Genomic DNA, 15,009 nt, shown 5'->3' with positions numbered 1-15,009 from the left:
TTACAAACTTATACCAGGGTGATCCCAAATGAAACTCCTCCATCTCGACTCCAGCGTGCTCGGCCCCCACTCCGTCTCCCGGCAGGTCTCCGCCGCCATCGTCGACCGGCTCCGGCAGGCGACGCCATCGCTCGACATCGTCTATCGCGACCTGACCCAGACCCCGCTCGCCCACCTCTCCGGCTCGCACCTCGCAGCCGCGCAGGGCGCGCCGGCGCCGGCGGAGCTCGGCCCCGACCTCGCCGCGAGCGCGGCCGCGCTGGACGAGTTCCTGGCCGCCGACATCGTCGTGATCGGCGCGCCCATGTACAATTTCACCATTCCGAGCCAGCTCAAGGCCTGGATCGACCGTGTCCTGGTGGCGGGGAAGACGTTCAGCTACGGGGCGAACGGACCGCAGGGTCTTGCCGGTGGCAAGCGCGTGATCGTCGCGATCTCCAGGGGCGGCTATTACGGTGCGGGCTCACCCGCCGCGGCGCTGGAGCATTTGGAAACGTATTTGCGCGGTGTATTCGGCTTCATGGGCATCCCCAATCCCGAATTCATCATTGCCGACGGCATCCAGGTGGGGCCGGAGCATCGCGAGAAGTCGATCGCAAGCGCGCTTCAGGCGGCAACCAGCCTGCACGCGGCCTGAGGCTGCGCCGACATCATCAGCCGCCGCCACGGCGGTGGCTGATGCACCGGTGCGCGATCGGCGAAGCTAAAACCAGGCGCCCTGAACGCCCAGGATGACGGCGACGAGCGACACGAACAGGCCGATGCCGGAGAAAAGAACGACCCCGATGAACTCGGAGGTGTCGGAACGCTTGGCGGGAATGACGGACTTTTCGGTGAAAATACGCGGTGCTGAAATCGACGAAGAAATGCGAGCTGCCTTCGGCATATCGGGCTCCCTTGAAAATGAGTCTTGTGACCCCCTTGCCCGTAAAAGTGTCTTTGCAGCACAAGCGAAGGTTCAACGCCTCACGCAAGGTTCAGAAAATACAGCTCGCGACACGTGGGAACCGGCCGGCGCAACCGCTTGCGGCTGGGCCGACCGATTCAATTTGCGCCAAACTTGATCAGCCGCGATAGATCGGCGCGCCGCTCGGAGAGGCAACCGCGCCGCCGTCGACGAAGATCTCCTGGCCCTGGACATGCGCGGAATCATCGGAGGCGAGGAACAGCACTGTCTTCGCAACGTGATCTGTTTCACCAATACGGCCGAGCGGCGTCGACAGCGCGATCCGCTTCTCGAACGCCTTCTCTGCTTCGGGCGTCGCGGTCGCAGGCCCCCAGATCGGCGTGCGGGTCGCGCCGGGCGCGACCACGTTGACGCGAATGCCGCGCGGCGACAGTTCCGAGGCCATGATCCGTGCCATCGCGCGCACGCCCGCCTTCGCGGCGCCGTAAGCCGAGTAGCCGGGAATGCCGAGCACTGAGATCACCGAGCCGTTGAGGATGATCGAGGCATTGTTGTTGAGATGGGGCAGCGCCGACTGAACGGTGAAGAACACGCCGGTGAGGTTCGTGCTGATGACCTTCTCGAAGGTCTCGAGCGTCGCCGAGCCGAGCGGCGTGCCGCCGGCGATCCCCGCATTGGCGAACACGATGTCGAACTTGCCGAACTTTTCGGCCCCCTTCTTGATCGCGGCTTCGGTCGCGGCGATGTCGGTGGCGTCGGCGGCGAGTGCGAGCGCGTTCGGCCCGAGTTCTTTCGCGGCAGCGTCCAATGTCTCCTTGTTGCGCCCGGTGATCACCACCTTCGCGCCTTCCGCCACGAACAGCTTTGCCGTTGCCAGTCCAATGCCGCTATTGCCGCCGGTAATCAATGCCGTCTTGTTCTTCAGTCTCACGCTCGCCTCCAGTGGTTGCATCATAAAACTAGATTGCCATCTAGGGCATATGGTTTTATGATGCAACCACACAAGCATGTGATCGGCGCCGAAATCGGGCGAACGCGAAAGGAGCAGCCGATGGTGAAACGAACGAGCTTCGAGGGCGATGCCTGCCCGATCGCGCGATCACTGGAAGCAATCGGCGACTGGTGGTCGCTGCTGATCATCCGCGAGGCGCTGTTCGGCCACCGCCGCTTCGGCGAATTCCAGAACAAGCTCGGCATGGCCAAGAATATTCTGTCGGCGCGGCTGCGCGCGCTGGTCGAGCACGGCATCCTGGCAACCGCCCCCGCCTCCGACGGCAGCGCCTACCAGGAATATGTGTTGACGCCGAAGGGCCGCGGCATCTTCCCGATCCTGGTCGCACTTCGGCAATGGAGCGAGGAGTTTGACGATCGCCCGGAAGAGATCGCGACTATTCTGGTCGATCGCGAGGAAGGCCGCCCGGTGAGGAAGCTCGAAATACGCGCCGAGGACGGCCGCCTGCTCGGCCCGGCGGACACCATGCTGAAGCCGCGGCCTGCGCCGCGGCGACGCTCGACGGGATAGCGGCGCGCTGTCTTTCCAACGTCGTCCTGGCGAAAGCCAGGACCCATTACCCAAGGACGAGTTTGGCGAAGACTCGTCACCCGGAATTCGCACCGCGCTCGGGTCGATAGACCTCGCGGTATGGGTCCTGGCTTTCGCCAGGACGACTCCGGAGAGAGAGAGCGTGATCGATTCCGCTCGGTCTTCGCCGCTACGACAGCTTGCGCTTGCTCCGCAGTCGCAGATGCTCGTCGGCCTCGAGCTTGGTCATTCCCAGGAGATAATGCAGCACGTCGAGCTTGTGCCGCTCGGCGAGCTTGCGCAATGCCCCGACCTGCTCGGCGATGAAGGCAACCGCCTCCTCCACGCCGCCCTCCCCCGGTTCCTCGTGACGCGAGCCTCCCGGCGCGCCTGATGCGGCGCGCGCCCGTTTCTTTCCTGGCCTAGTCACCAGACCCCACCCGAATCCATATCCCCGCAGAAACATTACGCCGACATCGGCCGCAACTCAAAGGTGGTATTTTGCAACTTTCTCGATATGAAACTTTTCCCACCGGGATGGCTTTCAACACCCCTCGATTTGACAGCGAGGGTCGCACCACCCATGTTCGGGACGAAACGGCCGACCCGAATCTCATCGAATTCGGCCCAGAATTTCCCCATAAGTTACTGGAACTACATGAATATCGTCATTGTGGAGTCGCCGGCGAAAGCCAAGACGATCAACAAATATTTGGGCTCGTCCTACGAGGTTCTGGCCTCGTTCGGCCATGTCCGGGACTTGCCTGCGAAGAACGGTTCCGTCGATCCCGACGCCAATTTCAAGATGATCTGGGAGATCGACCCCAAGGCGGCCGGCCGGCTCAACGACATCGCAAAATCCCTGAAGGGCGCTGACCGCCTGATTCTCGCGACCGACCCTGATCGCGAGGGCGAAGCCATCTCCTGGCACGTGCTGGAGGTGCTGAAGGAGAAGCGCGCGCTCAAGGACCACAAGATCGAGCGCGTGGTGTTCAACGCCATCACCAAGCAGGCGGTCACGGACGCGATGAAGCATCCGCGCCAGATCGACAGTGCGCTGGTCGACGCCTACATGGCGCGCCGCGCGCTGGACTATCTGGTCGGATTCACCCTCTCCCCCGTGCTGTGGCGCAAGCTGCCGGGCGCCCGCTCGGCCGGCCGCGTGCAGTCGGTGGCGCTGCGGCTGGTCTGCGACCGCGAACTGGAGATCGAGAAGTTCGTCGCGCGCGAATACTGGTCGCTGATCGCGACCTTGCTGACGCCGCGCGGCGACGCCTTCGAGGCTCGTCTCGTCGGCGCCGACGGCAAGAAGATCCAGCGCCTCGACATCGGCACCGGCGCGGAAGCCGAAGACTTCAAGAAGGCGCTGGAAACGGCGGCCTTCGCCGTCACCTCGGTCGACGCAAAGCCCGCCCGGCGCAATCCGCAGGCGCCGTTCACCACCTCGACGCTGCAGCAGGAAGCCAGCCGCAAATACGGCTTTGCGCCGGCGCACACGATGCGGATCGCGCAGCGGCTTTACGAGGGCATCGACATCGGCGGCGAGACCACCGGACTCATTACTTATATGCGTACCGACGGCGTGCAGATCGATCCGTCCGCGATCACCCAGGCGCGCAAGGTGATCGGCGAGGATTACGGCAACGCCTACGTGCCGGACGCGCCGCGCCAGTACCAGGCCAAGGCCAAGAACGCCCAGGAAGCCCACGAAGCGATCCGCCCGACCGACATGTCGCGCCGCCCCGACAGCATGAGCCGCAAGCTCGATACCGACCAGGCGAGGCTCTACGAGCTGATCTGGAAGCGCACCATCGCGAGCCAGATGGAATCGGCCGAGCTGGAACGCACCACGGTCGACATCACGGCGAAGGCCGGCGGCCGCACGCTGGACCTGCGCGCCACCGGCCAGGTCGTCAAGTTCGACGGTTTTCTCGCGCTCTACCAGGAAGGCCGCGACGACGAGGAGGACGAGGACTCCCGCCGCCTGCCCGCGATGAGCCCGAACGACGCGCTGAAGCGGCAGTCGCTCGCAGTCACCCAGCACTTCACCGAGCCGCCGCCGCGCTTCTCCGAGGCTTCGCTGGTCAAGCGCATGGAAGAGCTCGGCATCGGCCGGCCCTCGACCTATGCCTCGATCCTCCAGGTCCTGAAGGACCGCGGCTACGTCAAGCTCGAGAAGAAGCGCCTGCACGGCGAGGACAAGGGCCGCGTCGTGGTCGCGTTCCTCGAAAGCTTCTTCGCGCGCTACGTCGAATACGACTTCACCGCCAATCTGGAAGAGCAGCTCGACCGCATCTCCAACAACGAGATCTCTTGGCAGCAGGTGCTGAAGGATTTCTGGACCGGCTTCATCGGCGCGGTCGACGAGATCAAGGATCTGCGCGTCGCGCAGGTGCTGGACGTGCTCGACGACATGCTCGGACAGCACATCTATCCGCCCCGCACCGATGGCGGCGACATCAGGCAGTGTCCGAGCTGCGGCAACGGCCGGCTCAATCTCAAGGCCGGCAAGTTCGGCGCCTTCGTCGGCTGCTCGAACTATCCGGAATGCCGCTACACCCGTCAGCTTGCCGCCGACGGCGAGACCACCGCTGACCGTTCGCTCGGGCAGGATCCCGACACGAGCCGTGATGTCTGGGTCAAGGCCGGCCGGTTCGGGCCCTACATCCAGCTCGGCGAGCAGAAGGATTATTCCGAAGGCGAGAAGCCCAAGCGCGCGGGCATTCCGAAGGGCACCTCGCCCGGCGATGTCGAGTTCGAGCTTGCGCTCAAACTGCTGTCGCTGCCGCGCGAGATCGGCAAGCATCCGGAAACCGGTGAGCCGATCACCGCAGGTCTCGGTCGCTTCGGGCCGTTCGTGAAGCACGAGAAGACCTATGCCAGCCTGGAGGCCGGCGATGAAGTGTTCGACATCGGCATCAACCGCGCGGTGACGCTGATCGCGGAGAAGATCGCCAAGGGCCCGAGCCGCCGCTTCGGCGCCGATCCCGGCAAGGCGATCGGCGATCATCCCACCCTCGGCACCGTCACGGTGAAGGGCGGCCGCTACGGCGCCTATGTCACGGCCGGCGGCGTCAACGCAACGATCCCAAGCGACATCGAGAAAGACGCCATAACGCTGCCGCAGGCGATCGCGCTGATCGACGAGCGCGCGGCCAAGGGCGGCGGCAAGAAGCCGAAGAAGGCGGCGAAGCCGGCCAAGACCAAGACGAAGGCCAAGAAGGCTGCGGACGGCGATGACGCCGCGCCAAAAACCAAAAAGCCGGCCGCGAAGAAGGCCGCCAAAACCAAATCCGAATCCACCAGCAAGGCGCGTGCCGCCGTGTCGTCGACGGCCAAGACTTCGGCCATCAAGACGTCACCGACCAAGGCAGCTGGCGCCAAAGCTCCGGCCAAGAAGAGTGCCGGCACCAATTAGAGGTTAAGTGAAACGCAAGAATGACCGTGGCTTTCCCGACAGGGCAGCCATCGTCGCCTTCATCAAGGCAAATCCCGGAAAGGTCGGAACCCGCGAAATTGCACGCGAGTTCGGCCTCAAGAACGCCGATCGCATCGAGCTCAAGCGCATGCTGCGCGAGCTCGCCGACGACGGCCTCGTCAAGAAAAAGCGCCATACGATTTCAGAGCCGGACAGCCTGCCGCCGACGCTGGTCGCCGACATCACCGGCCGCGACGCTGACGGCGAGCTGGTCGCCTCCCCCACCGAATGGGACGAAGTCGAAAGCGGCGAACCGCCAAAAATCCTCATCACGATGCCGCGCCGGCCGAAGCCCGGCACCGCGGCCGGCGTCGGCGATCGCGCGCTGCTGCGCGTCGAGCGCTCCGATGAGACCGAGGGCCCGGCCTATCGCGGCCACATCATCAAGGTCTTCGACAAGGCCAAGACCCGCATCCTCGGCGTCTTCCGCAGCCTGCCCGAAGGCGGCGGACGGCTGATCCCGGTCGACAAGAAGTCCGCCGACCGCGAGCTGAACATCGCCCAGACCGAGACGCACGGCGCGCAAGACGGCGATCTCGTCAGCGTCGACATCATCCGCTCGCGCGGCTTTGGGCTGGCGTCAGGCCGCGTCAAGGAGAAGCTCGGCTCGGTCAAGTCGGAGAAGGCGATCAGCCTGATCGCGATCTACGCGCACGACATCCCCATGCAATTCCGTCCCGCGGCAGAGCGGGAAGCCGAAGCGGCGGAGCCGGTCAACCTGAAGGGCCGTGAAGACTGGCGCGAGGTCCCGCTGGTTACCATCGATCCGCCGGACGCCAAGGATCACGACGACGCGGTGCATGCGCAGCCGGATGACGATCCCAACAACAAGGGCGGCTTCGTCGTCAACGTCGCTATCGCCGACGTGAGCTTCTACGTGCAGCCGGGCACCGCGCTAGATCGCGACGCGCTCGACCGCGGCAATTCGGTCTATTTCCCCGATCGCGTCGTACCGATGCTGCCCGAGCGCATCTCCAACAATCTCTGCTCGCTGGTGCCGGGCGAGCCGCGCGGCGCGCTCGCGGTGCGGATGGTGATCGGCCCTGACGGCCGCAAGCGCTCGCACAGCTTCCACCGCATCCTGATGCGCTCGGCCGCGAAGCTGAATTACGCGCAGGCGCAGGCCGCGATCGACGGACGGCCGGACGACACCACCGGCCCCCTGCTCGATGCGATCCTGAGGCCGCTCTATGCCGCCTATGCCTGCGTCAAGCGCGCGCGCGACGAGCGCGATCCACTCAATCTCGATCTGCCCGAGCGCAAGATCCTGCTCAAGAGCGACGGCACCGTCGACCGCGTCGTCGTGCCTGACAGGCTCGATGCGCACAAGCTGATCGAGGAGTTCATGATCCTCGCCAATGTCGCGGCGGCGGAGATGCTCGAGAAGAAGTCGCTGCCGCTGATCTACCGTGTGCATGACGAGCCGACGCTGGAAAAGGTCCACGCACTCGCGGAGTTTCTGGCGACGCTGGACGTTCCGTTCGCAAAGGGCGGCGCGCTGCGTCCCGCTCTGTTCAACCGCGTGCTGGCGCAGCTCGAAGGCCACGACCACTTTCCGCTGGTGAGCGAGGTCGTGCTGCGCGCCCAGGCGCAGGCGGAATATTCCTCGGAGAATTACGGTCATTTCGGCCTGAACCTGCACCGCTATGCGCATTTCACCTCGCCGATCCGCCGCTATGCCGACCTCGTCGTGCACCGCGCGCTGGTGCGTGCGCTCGGCCTCGGCGAAGGCGCGCTGCCCGACAGCGAGACGCCGGAAACCTTAAGCGAAGTCGCGGCCCACATCTCGGTGACCGAGCGCCGCGCGATGAAGGCGGAGCGCGAGACCGTCGACCGCCTGATTGCCCATCACCTCGCCGACCGCATCGGCTCGAGCTTCCAGGGCCGCGTCTCCGGCGTCACGCGCGCCGGCCTGTTCGTCAAGCTCGCCGAGACCGGCGCCGACGGCCTGATCCCGATCAGGTCGCTAGGCACGGAATATTTCAACTATGACGAGGGCCGCCACGCGCTGATCGGCACGCGCAGCGGCACCATGCACCAGCTCGGTGACGTCGTTGACGTCCGCCTGATCGAAGCAGCTCCCATCGCAGGCGCGTTGCGCTTCGAGCTGCTGTCCTCGACGGGTGAGACCGCGCCGCGCGGCCGCAGGCCATCTGGTCCGCAACGCCGCCCCTCGTTCAAGGCGCATCCCGGGCGCAGTCCGGACAAGAAACGCAAGCCGGAGAAGCAGAAAAAGCCCGGCAAGGGCAAGAAGCCCAAGGGAACAGGCAAGGGCCAGAAGGGCAAAGCGTGGTGACGACGAGAACGGCGCCGAAGATCTGGACCCGCGAGACCGGACTCGTCGAGAAGCGCAACGTCTGGACCGCGATGAAGCGCGGCTTTCGCGGCCGCTGCCCGCGCTGCGGCGAGGGAAAACTGTTCCGCGCCTTCCTGAAGACGGCGGACAATTGCGCGACATGCGACCTCGATTTCACGCCGCACCGCGCCGACGATCTGCCCGCCTATCTCGTCATCGTCATCGTCGGTCACATCGTGGTGCCCACCATCCTCTGGATCGAGACCAACTACACCACGCCGGTCTGGATCAGCTTCGCGGCCTATCTGCCCTTCACCTTCGTCGCCTCGCTCGCACTCCTGCAGCCGGTGAAGGGAGCCGTGGTCGGATTGCAATGGGCTCTGCGCATGCACGGGTTTGACGAGACCCCGCCGGATGGTATTCCGCCGGTGTAAGCAAAATAGACAAGAAGCGGTTTTGGGTGAGGACATGACGGGTACGGCGCAGGCGGAAAAGGCAAAGATCCACGAAGGCAAGGAAGCCGATCACCATCCCTATTTTCGCCCGCGGGATGCCGCGACGCTGATCCTGGTCGATCGCAGCGGCGCCGTTCCAAAAGTCCTGGTCGGCAAGCGCCACGACAAGGTGGTGTTCATGCCCGGAAAGTTCGTCTTCCCCGGCGGCCGTGTCGACAAGGACGACTATCGCGTGCCGTGCGCGGCGCCCATCACCCCCGAGCTGGAAGCCAATCTCGCCAAGGGCAGCCCGAAGACGCCGGCCCCGCGCGCGAAGTCGCTGGCGATTGCCGCGATCCGCGAGGCCTGTGAGGAGACCGGTCTCTGTCTCGGGCGCAAGGCGGAAGGCAAGACTGAAGGCAAGGTGGCCAGGCTCGAAGGTGCCTGGAAGCCGTTCGCGGATGCGGGCCTCCTGCCCGATCCCTCCAGCCTGTTTCTGATCGCACGCGCGATCACCCCGCCCGGCCGCGTCAAGCGGTTCGACACGCGCTTCTTCACGGCGGACGCCTCCGCGATCGCCCACCGCGTCGACGGCGTGATCCATGCCGATGCCGAGCTGGTCGAGCTGGTCTGGGTCGAGCTCGGCTCAAAGCCGCTCGCCGATCTGCATCCGATGACCCGCAACGTGCTCAACGAGCTCGACACGCGCCTTGCCACCGGCCCGCTCCGCCACGATGCACCGGTGCCGTTCTTCCATTTCTACGGCGGCAAGATGCAGAAGGATATTTTAAGCTGATCCAGCCACCGACCTCTCCAGGCCCGTTCGCGCGATCAGCATATTGAGCGCCGCACCTTTGAAGGCGCGGTCTTCGCTGCCACCTTGTCCATGGCCGATCGCCCAGTGCTGCGGCCACGAAAGCTGCTCCAACCCTCGCGCCGTCGCAGAGGTGAAGGACGACCAACGCGGGGAGCCGTGATGGCGGTATAAGAGACCGCCGGGGCCCATGTCCGGATAGATCGTGACGTGAATATCGAAACCGTCGCCCGCCGGAAGATCAGGTCCCAACCAATAGGATGGACTGCGTCCCGGCTCACGACCAACGATGGCTGTCAGAGTTTGCTTCGGTCCCCGGAGGCCAAACCAGAACGGCGCGATCGAATCAGGCGCGAAAGCCGTGAAAATCGTCTGAGCCGATGCGACATCGGTCGCAGCGCTTTGTCCCACCAGCCTCAGCTCGATTCTATGTCCGCTCTCCACAAATCCGCTAAACGGCGCTTCGGCTTCCCCGAGCGGCAGCTCCCGCCACCGAACAGGATCGGGATCGCGCAGCGGCCATTCCATCCTCTCCCTGACCGCACCGTGAACATCGAGCACCTGATAACGCAGGCCTTGCTCGTCAAGCGCGGCTTGAACGCAATGCAGATACTCGACGCCCTCCGGCATCCTGTGAGCCGTTCCGGCGCCCGCAGTGCAAATCTGCAGGACACCGCGATGCGCCTGCACATCGAAGGCGAGGATGTGGCTGCACAGATAGGCAAGTACGTTTTCGTTCACCAGGATGTCCCAAAACGGGCGAGCGTATTCGTGGCCGATCTCGCGCTGATACGTCGCCGTAAAGCCGTTGATGGGAAACACCGGGTGATGACCGAGGACGAGCTTATGTCGGGCATCGCCATGGTCTCTGAGCGTAGCATCCAACCACCCGAGCTCGACATGGCCCTCACCTCCAAGGCCACTCCAGAGCGTGTTGACAAACACCATCAGGAGGTCGCCGCGCCGCACGAAGTAGGAAAGGCCCGCTTGTCCCGGCGGCCCATTCTTCGGCAGCTCAAGCACTGCGCGAAACACAGCTTCGCTCATCACGTCATAGGTCGTGTGATTGCCGGTTGTGTGCCAGATCGGAATGGCCGCACGGTCGAGCCATGCCATTTCCGTATCCAGCCAATAGCGCCACTGCGCGCGCAGCGCGTCCGGATCCGGCGTCAGTCCAATGATTTCATCGCCGGGAAAGAGAACGAATTCAGGCTGCGGTCTCAGGCGTTGAACGACCGCATTGACCGAGGCGAAGGTCTTCTCGTGCAATGCACCCGGCACGCCCGAACAGGAGTCGCCATACAGCAGAAATTGGTGGCCCTTGCCGCGCGGTAGAAGCGCAGGAATGGAATCATTCGCTGAGGTCATGGCCTTCCATTGCGGTGTTCGGCCGCGAGGATGGCAATTTCCGCCACGGGTAGCAACAGGTCGTGGCTAGCCTTAATCAGGAATCATCAGGCTCGGTGCCGACATAATCGCGCGCAGGCAGCTTGAGGATGCGGCCGATCTCGTTTGCGAGCTTGTCCGCCGCTTCACGCTTGGTGAAGCTCATCAACGTAATCGGCTCGGTGCCCCTGTTGCCGCAGAGATTGACGTCATAGGCCGTCGCCTGCGGATCGTAGTCGTCGGTGATGCTGATGAAATGATAGTCGGCGAGATCGCGATGCTTGCGAATATTCAGCGGGCCGAACTGCCTGGTGATGACGATCTGGCGCAGCGTCTCGTTCAGGACGACGAAATAGCGGAAGGTGAGCAGGATGACGCCGGGGATGCCGACGAGCAGCCCGAGCCCCGTGAACACCAGCACCGGCACGAGATCATCGGCGAGCCGTCCGAAGCCGGAAAAATCCTGACGCAGGCCGAGCGCGACATTCCACAGCAGATAGGCGCTTGCCGCCAACAGCGGCAGCGACGGCAGCCGGCCGATCCAGGGCATGGGCCGGTCGATGCGGACCATGCCGCCATCCACTGTCATTGCGCCTGCCATCGATGGTCTCCTCACGAGGTCATGGCTTGGTCGGGCTGCGCGGCGGATTGGTTCGAGGATCTCCCTCCGTCATGCCGGAGCGCGCCGCTAACGCAACGCCCCGGAATGACGCGAATGTGCTGAGGACACATCGAAAAACAAAATAATCTTCCCGCCTCCCCCGATGGCGGAGTTCCGCGGCGTTCCTATGTCTTCCCGAACGACACAAAGAACGGACACCGGGCGATGGCACAACGGCAACTCAAGCTTGGCGCGTTCATGCGCCCGATCAGCATCCACACCGGCGCCTGGCGTTATCCCGGGGCCTGGCCGGACGCCAATTTCAATTTTGGTCACATCAAGACGCTGATCCAGAAGCTCGAGGCCGGCAAGTTCGACGCCTTCTTCATGGCCGATCACCTCGCCGTGCTGAACATGCCGGTCAACGCGCTCAAGCGCAGCCACACGGTAACGTCGTTCGAACCATTCACGCTTTTGTCAGCGCTGTCCGCAGTCACCGAGCGGATCGGCCTGATCGCGACGGGCTCGACCACTTTCGACGAGCCCTATCACGTCGCACGGCGCTTCGCCTCGCTCGACCATCTCAGCGGGGGACGTGCGGGCTGGAACATCGTCACCACCTCGAACCCGGACGCGGCGCTGAATTTCGGCCTCGACGATCACATGGAGCACGCCGAGCGCTACAAGCGCGCCCGCGAGTTCTACGATGTCGTCACCGGCCTCTGGGATTCCTTCGCCGACGACGCCTTCGTGCGCGACGTCGAAAGCGGCCTGTTCGTCGATCCCGCGAAGATGCACGTGCTCGACCACAACGGCAAATATCTGAAGGTGCGCGGTCCCCTCAACATCGCCCGCCCGGTGCAGGGCTGGCCGCTGATCGTGCAGGCTGGCGCATCCGAGGACGGCAGGCAGCTTGCGGCAGAGACCGCGGAAGCTGTGTTCACCGGCGGCGGCAGCCTTGGCGACGGGCAGAAACTCTACGCCGACATCAAGGGCCGCATGGAGAAGATCGGCCGCGATCCCGAGCACCTCAAGATTCTCCCCGGCGCTTTCGTCGTGGTCGGCGACAGCGTCGATGAAGCCAAGGAGAAGCGCGCGTTGCTCGACAGCCGCGTGCATTACGACAGCGCCATCGCCTCGCTGTCCGTCATTCTCGGCACGGATGCGTCCGGCTTCGATCCTGATGGACCGCTCCCCGACATCCCCGAGACCAATGCCAGCAAGAGCGGCCGGCAGCGGATGGTCGATCTCGCCGCCCGCGAAAAACTCACCGTGCGCCAGCTCGCCCAGCGCGTCGGCGGCTATGGCGGGCTGTCCTTTGTCGGCACCGCAAAAACCATCGCCGACCAGATGGAGGAATGGCTGGTCGGCCGCGGCTCCGACGGCTTCAACATCATGTTCCCGTTCGTCCCTGCCGGCCTCGACGATTTCGTCGACAAGGTCGTGCCGGAGCTGCAGCGGCGCGGGATTTTCCGCAAGGAGTATGAGGGGCCCACTTTGAGGGAGAACCTGGGCCTGCCGCGGCCGAAAAACCGCTTCTTCGAGGGGTAATATCTTTGACGCCCAAGATGACCGAACCAACGAATATTTTCAGTAATGGTATCGACATTGGGCGATGACGAGCTGCTGCCCGTCATCCTTGCCCTGAAGGCGGTACACCAGCCTGTGCTCGCCGGTAATGCGGCGAGACCACCAACCGCGCAAATCATGTTTCAGGGGCTCCGGTTTCCCGAGTCCCCTAAACGGATCTCTTTTGATGTCCTTGATCAGATCGTTAATGGCCGTGAGGATTTTTTCGTCCTCGTGCTGCCATTGCAGGTAGTCTTGCCAGGCAATCTCGGTCCAGGCGATCAACATGTCGCCTAGCCAGTCGAGCCGGGCTCGATCAATTCACGCGCGACGACTTTACCTTCATCGGCTTCCTTGATGGAGCGCAGAAGGCGCGCGGCGTTGGCCGGGCTCTTCAGAAGATGAACCGTCTCCATCAGGCCCTCGTACTCTTGCTCCGAGAGCATCACCACGCTACGGGCGTTCTGGCGCGTGACAACGAGCGGGGCGCGATCGTCGCAGACCTGGTCCATGTAGGCCGCGAGGTTGCTCCGTAGCTCCGTGTACGAAACGTTTGCCATGGCAATTCGTCCTGGTCCTTCTGTACAGACAAACGTACATATCACTGTACAGAAACTCGTACAAGGGGGCCGATAGATCAGGTGCCTGCTACGGCTGCTTTGAAGCATGATTGGGCCGATTTGAGCAGTTTTCCGGCCCTAAAACCTTGACATCAAGCCGTTTCTGGCTAGGTTGCCGGCCAACGCGGGCCATTTGGCCGGCTCCAGATTCCCTTCATCTCTGAGGTTCTGAACATGGCCAAAGCGGTCACCATCAAGGTCAAGCTCGTGTCCTCGGCTGACACCGGCTTCTACTACGTCGCCAAGAAGAATTCGCGCACCATGACCGACAAGCTGGTCAAGAAGAAGTACGATCCCGTCGCGCGCAAGCACGTCGAATTCCGCGAAGCCAAGATCAAGTAAGAAGATCAAGCAAGATCGCGGGATACGTTACGGACTTTGACGGGGCCTCAGGGCCCCGTTTTTATTTTGGCCTCGTGTGTCCCGGACGCGCTGCAGCACGCTTGCGCTGCTGCGCAGAGCCGGGACCCAGCAAACAACACGGCACAATGCAAAGACATGGGCCCCGGCTCTGCAGCGCACTGTCGAAGTGACGCTGCGCTGCGTCCGGGGCACGAGAGCTCAGCTCGGCGTGTGCCCTAGAACTGTCGCGTCCGCTGTGCGCGAAGAAGGCGACGTTGAAGCTAAAGCATGATCCGGAAAAGTGCGAAGCGGTTTTCCGAAAAGATCATGCTCAAACAACAACCTAAAGCGCGATAATGATTCATCCTCATCTCATCGCGCTTTAGACGGCTCGATTTCATCCTGGCCCAAACGCAGACATCGCAAGGGCTCTAAGCGAGCATTCAACGTTCTCTTGGCCGCCATGTGACGGCGCGTCATCGACGGATATTTTATCAACCCTCGGTTGCTCGCTTCACAATGTATGTTACCGTGCACGTGCCGGGACGGCATTTCAGTCCCGGATTTGGAAGGACATGGTCATGAGATTATCATCAAGCCTTGTCGTGCCTTCAGCCGTCGCTGCCTTGTCAACCGTCTTGCTGTGCGCCCCGGCAGCGTCGCAAATCCCAACAGGCTCTGCCGCCACGCTCCCTCCCGTCACTGTCGACGCGCCGAAACAGGTGGCAAAGCCGCACGTGTCGGAGCGGGGAGCAAACACAACGGCGCCGCGTCGGACTGCGTCAACAGCTCAAACGTCAACCACGCGCACGCCTTCGTATGCGCCGGGGTCTGTGATGGGGAGGATTGCCAGCCTGGAGAAAGTTGCCAGCAGCTGCAACGGTGGCTGTGCGTCAAGCTTCCCACACGGCAAGGAGCCCTGGATTGGCTGCAGCGAGTCGGGCGGTGGCCTGAACTACGGACCTTTCTCGCCAACGTGCCGAGACACCATCACCCATACATCCTACGAGAATTGCGTCGAGACGAAGGTGTTCCTGGGC

At 63.4% G+C, this 15,009-nt stretch carries 15 protein-coding genes; 8 read left to right on the top strand and 7 right to left on the bottom strand.

The window, feature by feature from the left end; genetic code table 11:
• Window positions 1-28: 28 nt before the first annotated feature.
• Complete coding sequence (locus tag QCM77_RS06605; protein WP_279667485.1) at window positions 29-637, top strand: FMN-dependent NADH-azoreductase; 609 nt, start codon at window positions 29-31, stop codon at window positions 635-637.
• 66 nt (window positions 638-703) lie between these two features.
• On the opposite strand, the gene QCM77_RS06600 is transcribed toward QCM77_RS06605, so the two are convergent.
• Both QCM77_RS06600 and QCM77_RS06595 read right to left on the bottom strand, forming a co-directional pair.
• Entirely contained in the window at window positions 704-886 is a 183-nt protein-coding gene (locus tag QCM77_RS06600; protein ID WP_279667484.1) for a hypothetical protein, read from the bottom strand.
• Window positions 887-1,064: 178 nt separating this feature from the next.
• The gene (locus QCM77_RS06595; protein ID WP_279667483.1) at window positions 1,065-1,838 is read right to left on the bottom strand and encodes an SDR family oxidoreductase; all 774 of its coding nucleotides are present in this window, start codon (window positions 1,836-1,838) and stop codon (window positions 1,065-1,067) included.
• A 120-nt stretch (window positions 1,839-1,958) separates the two neighbouring features.
• Here QCM77_RS06595 and QCM77_RS06590 point away from each other — a divergent pair, with 120 nt between their 5' ends.
• Complete coding sequence (locus QCM77_RS06590) at window positions 1,959-2,429, top strand: winged helix-turn-helix transcriptional regulator (protein WP_279682493.1); 471 nt, start codon at window positions 1,959-1,961, stop codon at window positions 2,427-2,429.
• A gap of 190 nt (window positions 2,430-2,619) precedes the next feature.
• Here QCM77_RS06590 and QCM77_RS06585 read toward each other — a convergent pair whose 3' ends face one another.
• Window positions 2,620-2,859: a hypothetical protein gene (locus tag QCM77_RS06585; RefSeq protein WP_347882356.1), complete on the bottom strand. Its 240-nt coding sequence runs from the start codon at window positions 2,857-2,859 to the stop codon at window positions 2,620-2,622.
• A 228-nt stretch (window positions 2,860-3,087) separates the two neighbouring features.
• Between QCM77_RS06585 and topA the strand changes: the two genes are divergently transcribed.
• From topA to QCM77_RS06565, 4 genes are read left to right on the top strand one after another with little or no spacing between them, the layout of a single operon-like run.
• Entirely contained in the window at window positions 3,088-5,847 is a 2,760-nt protein-coding gene (topA, locus tag QCM77_RS06580) for a type I DNA topoisomerase (protein ID WP_279682491.1), read from the top strand.
• A gap of 7 nt (window positions 5,848-5,854) precedes the next feature.
• Window positions 5,855-8,203: a ribonuclease R gene (gene rnr, locus QCM77_RS06575; RefSeq protein WP_279682489.1), complete on the top strand. Its 2,349-nt coding sequence runs from the start codon at window positions 5,855-5,857 to the stop codon at window positions 8,201-8,203.
• The gene (locus tag QCM77_RS06570) at window positions 8,197-8,637 is read left to right on the top strand and encodes a DUF983 domain-containing protein (protein ID WP_279667479.1); all 441 of its coding nucleotides are present in this window, start codon (window positions 8,197-8,199) and stop codon (window positions 8,635-8,637) included. Before rnr ends, QCM77_RS06570 begins: the two co-directional genes overlap by 7 nt.
• Before the next feature lie 34 nt (window positions 8,638-8,671).
• The gene (locus QCM77_RS06565; RefSeq protein WP_279682487.1) at window positions 8,672-9,433 is read left to right on the top strand and encodes an NUDIX hydrolase; all 762 of its coding nucleotides are present in this window, start codon (window positions 8,672-8,674) and stop codon (window positions 9,431-9,433) included.
• Here the strand turns inward: QCM77_RS06565 and QCM77_RS06560 are convergent.
• Entirely contained in the window at window positions 9,425-10,819 is a 1,395-nt protein-coding gene (locus tag QCM77_RS06560; protein ID WP_279682485.1) for a metallophosphoesterase family protein, read from the bottom strand. The two genes, QCM77_RS06565 and QCM77_RS06560, sit on opposite strands and share 9 nt — an antisense overlap.
• Before the next feature lie 76 nt (window positions 10,820-10,895).
• Window positions 10,896-11,438, bottom strand: a complete 543-nt coding sequence (locus QCM77_RS06555) for a hypothetical protein (protein ID WP_279682483.1) — start codon at window positions 11,436-11,438, stop codon at window positions 10,896-10,898.
• 225 nt (window positions 11,439-11,663) lie between these two features.
• On the opposite strand from QCM77_RS06555, the gene QCM77_RS06550 reads away from it, so the two are divergent.
• Complete coding sequence (locus tag QCM77_RS06550; protein ID WP_279682481.1) at window positions 11,664-12,989, top strand: LLM class flavin-dependent oxidoreductase; 1,326 nt, start codon at window positions 11,664-11,666, stop codon at window positions 12,987-12,989.
• Window positions 12,990-13,028: 39 nt separating this feature from the next.
• On the opposite strand, the gene QCM77_RS06545 is transcribed toward QCM77_RS06550, so the two are convergent.
• Together QCM77_RS06545 and QCM77_RS06540 are read right to left on the bottom strand one after the other, a co-directional pair.
• Window positions 13,029-13,295, bottom strand: a complete 267-nt coding sequence (locus QCM77_RS06545; protein ID WP_279667474.1) for a Txe/YoeB family addiction module toxin — start codon at window positions 13,293-13,295, stop codon at window positions 13,029-13,031.
• A gap of 5 nt (window positions 13,296-13,300) precedes the next feature.
• Entirely contained in the window at window positions 13,301-13,567 is a 267-nt protein-coding gene (locus QCM77_RS06540; protein ID WP_279667473.1) for a type II toxin-antitoxin system Phd/YefM family antitoxin, read from the bottom strand.
• Window positions 13,568-13,801: 234 nt separating this feature from the next.
• Between QCM77_RS06540 and rpmG the strand changes: the two genes are divergently transcribed.
• On the top strand, window positions 13,802-13,969 hold the full coding sequence (rpmG, locus tag QCM77_RS06535; protein ID WP_007603295.1) for a 50S ribosomal protein L33: 168 nt from the start codon (window positions 13,802-13,804) through the stop codon (window positions 13,967-13,969).
• The last annotated feature ends 1,040 nt before the right edge of the window (window positions 13,970-15,009 follow it).

Source organism: Bradyrhizobium nivariense (assembly GCF_029846695.2).
Taxonomy (GTDB): Bacteria; Pseudomonadota; Alphaproteobacteria; order Rhizobiales; family Xanthobacteraceae; genus Bradyrhizobium.
Note: the sequence above shows the minus strand (reverse complement) of the source record. Positions and strands in the feature narration are given on the sequence as shown.

What these genes read in the sequence shown, in the direction of transcription:
- QCM77_RS06605 (WP_279667485.1), top strand. Translation starts at nt 29, where the DNA reads ATGAAACTCCTCCATCTCGACTCCAGCGTGCTCGGCCCCCACTCCGTC.
- QCM77_RS06600 (WP_279667484.1), bottom strand. Translation starts at nt 886, where the DNA reads ATGCCGAAGGCAGCTCGCATTTCTTCGTCGATTTCAGCACCGCGTATT.
- QCM77_RS06590 (WP_279682493.1), top strand. Translation starts at nt 1,959, where the DNA reads ATGGTGAAACGAACGAGCTTCGAGGGCGATGCCTGCCCGATCGCGCGA.
- topA (WP_279682491.1), top strand. Translation starts at nt 3,088, where the DNA reads ATGAATATCGTCATTGTGGAGTCGCCGGCGAAAGCCAAGACGATCAAC.
- QCM77_RS06565 (WP_279682487.1), top strand. Translation starts at nt 8,672, where the DNA reads ATGACGGGTACGGCGCAGGCGGAAAAGGCAAAGATCCACGAAGGCAAG.
- QCM77_RS06560 (WP_279682485.1), bottom strand. Translation starts at nt 10,819, where the DNA reads ATGACCTCAGCGAATGATTCCATTCCTGCGCTTCTACCGCGCGGCAAG.
- QCM77_RS06555 (WP_279682483.1), bottom strand. Translation starts at nt 11,438, where the DNA reads ATGGCAGGCGCAATGACAGTGGATGGCGGCATGGTCCGCATCGACCGG.
- QCM77_RS06550 (WP_279682481.1), top strand. Translation starts at nt 11,664, where the DNA reads ATGGCACAACGGCAACTCAAGCTTGGCGCGTTCATGCGCCCGATCAGC.
- QCM77_RS06545 (WP_279667474.1), bottom strand. Translation starts at nt 13,295, where the DNA reads ATGTTGATCGCCTGGACCGAGATTGCCTGGCAAGACTACCTGCAATGG.
- QCM77_RS06540 (WP_279667473.1), bottom strand. Translation starts at nt 13,567, where the DNA reads ATGGCAAACGTTTCGTACACGGAGCTACGGAGCAACCTCGCGGCCTAC.
- rpmG (WP_007603295.1), top strand. Translation starts at nt 13,802, where the DNA reads ATGGCCAAAGCGGTCACCATCAAGGTCAAGCTCGTGTCCTCGGCTGAC.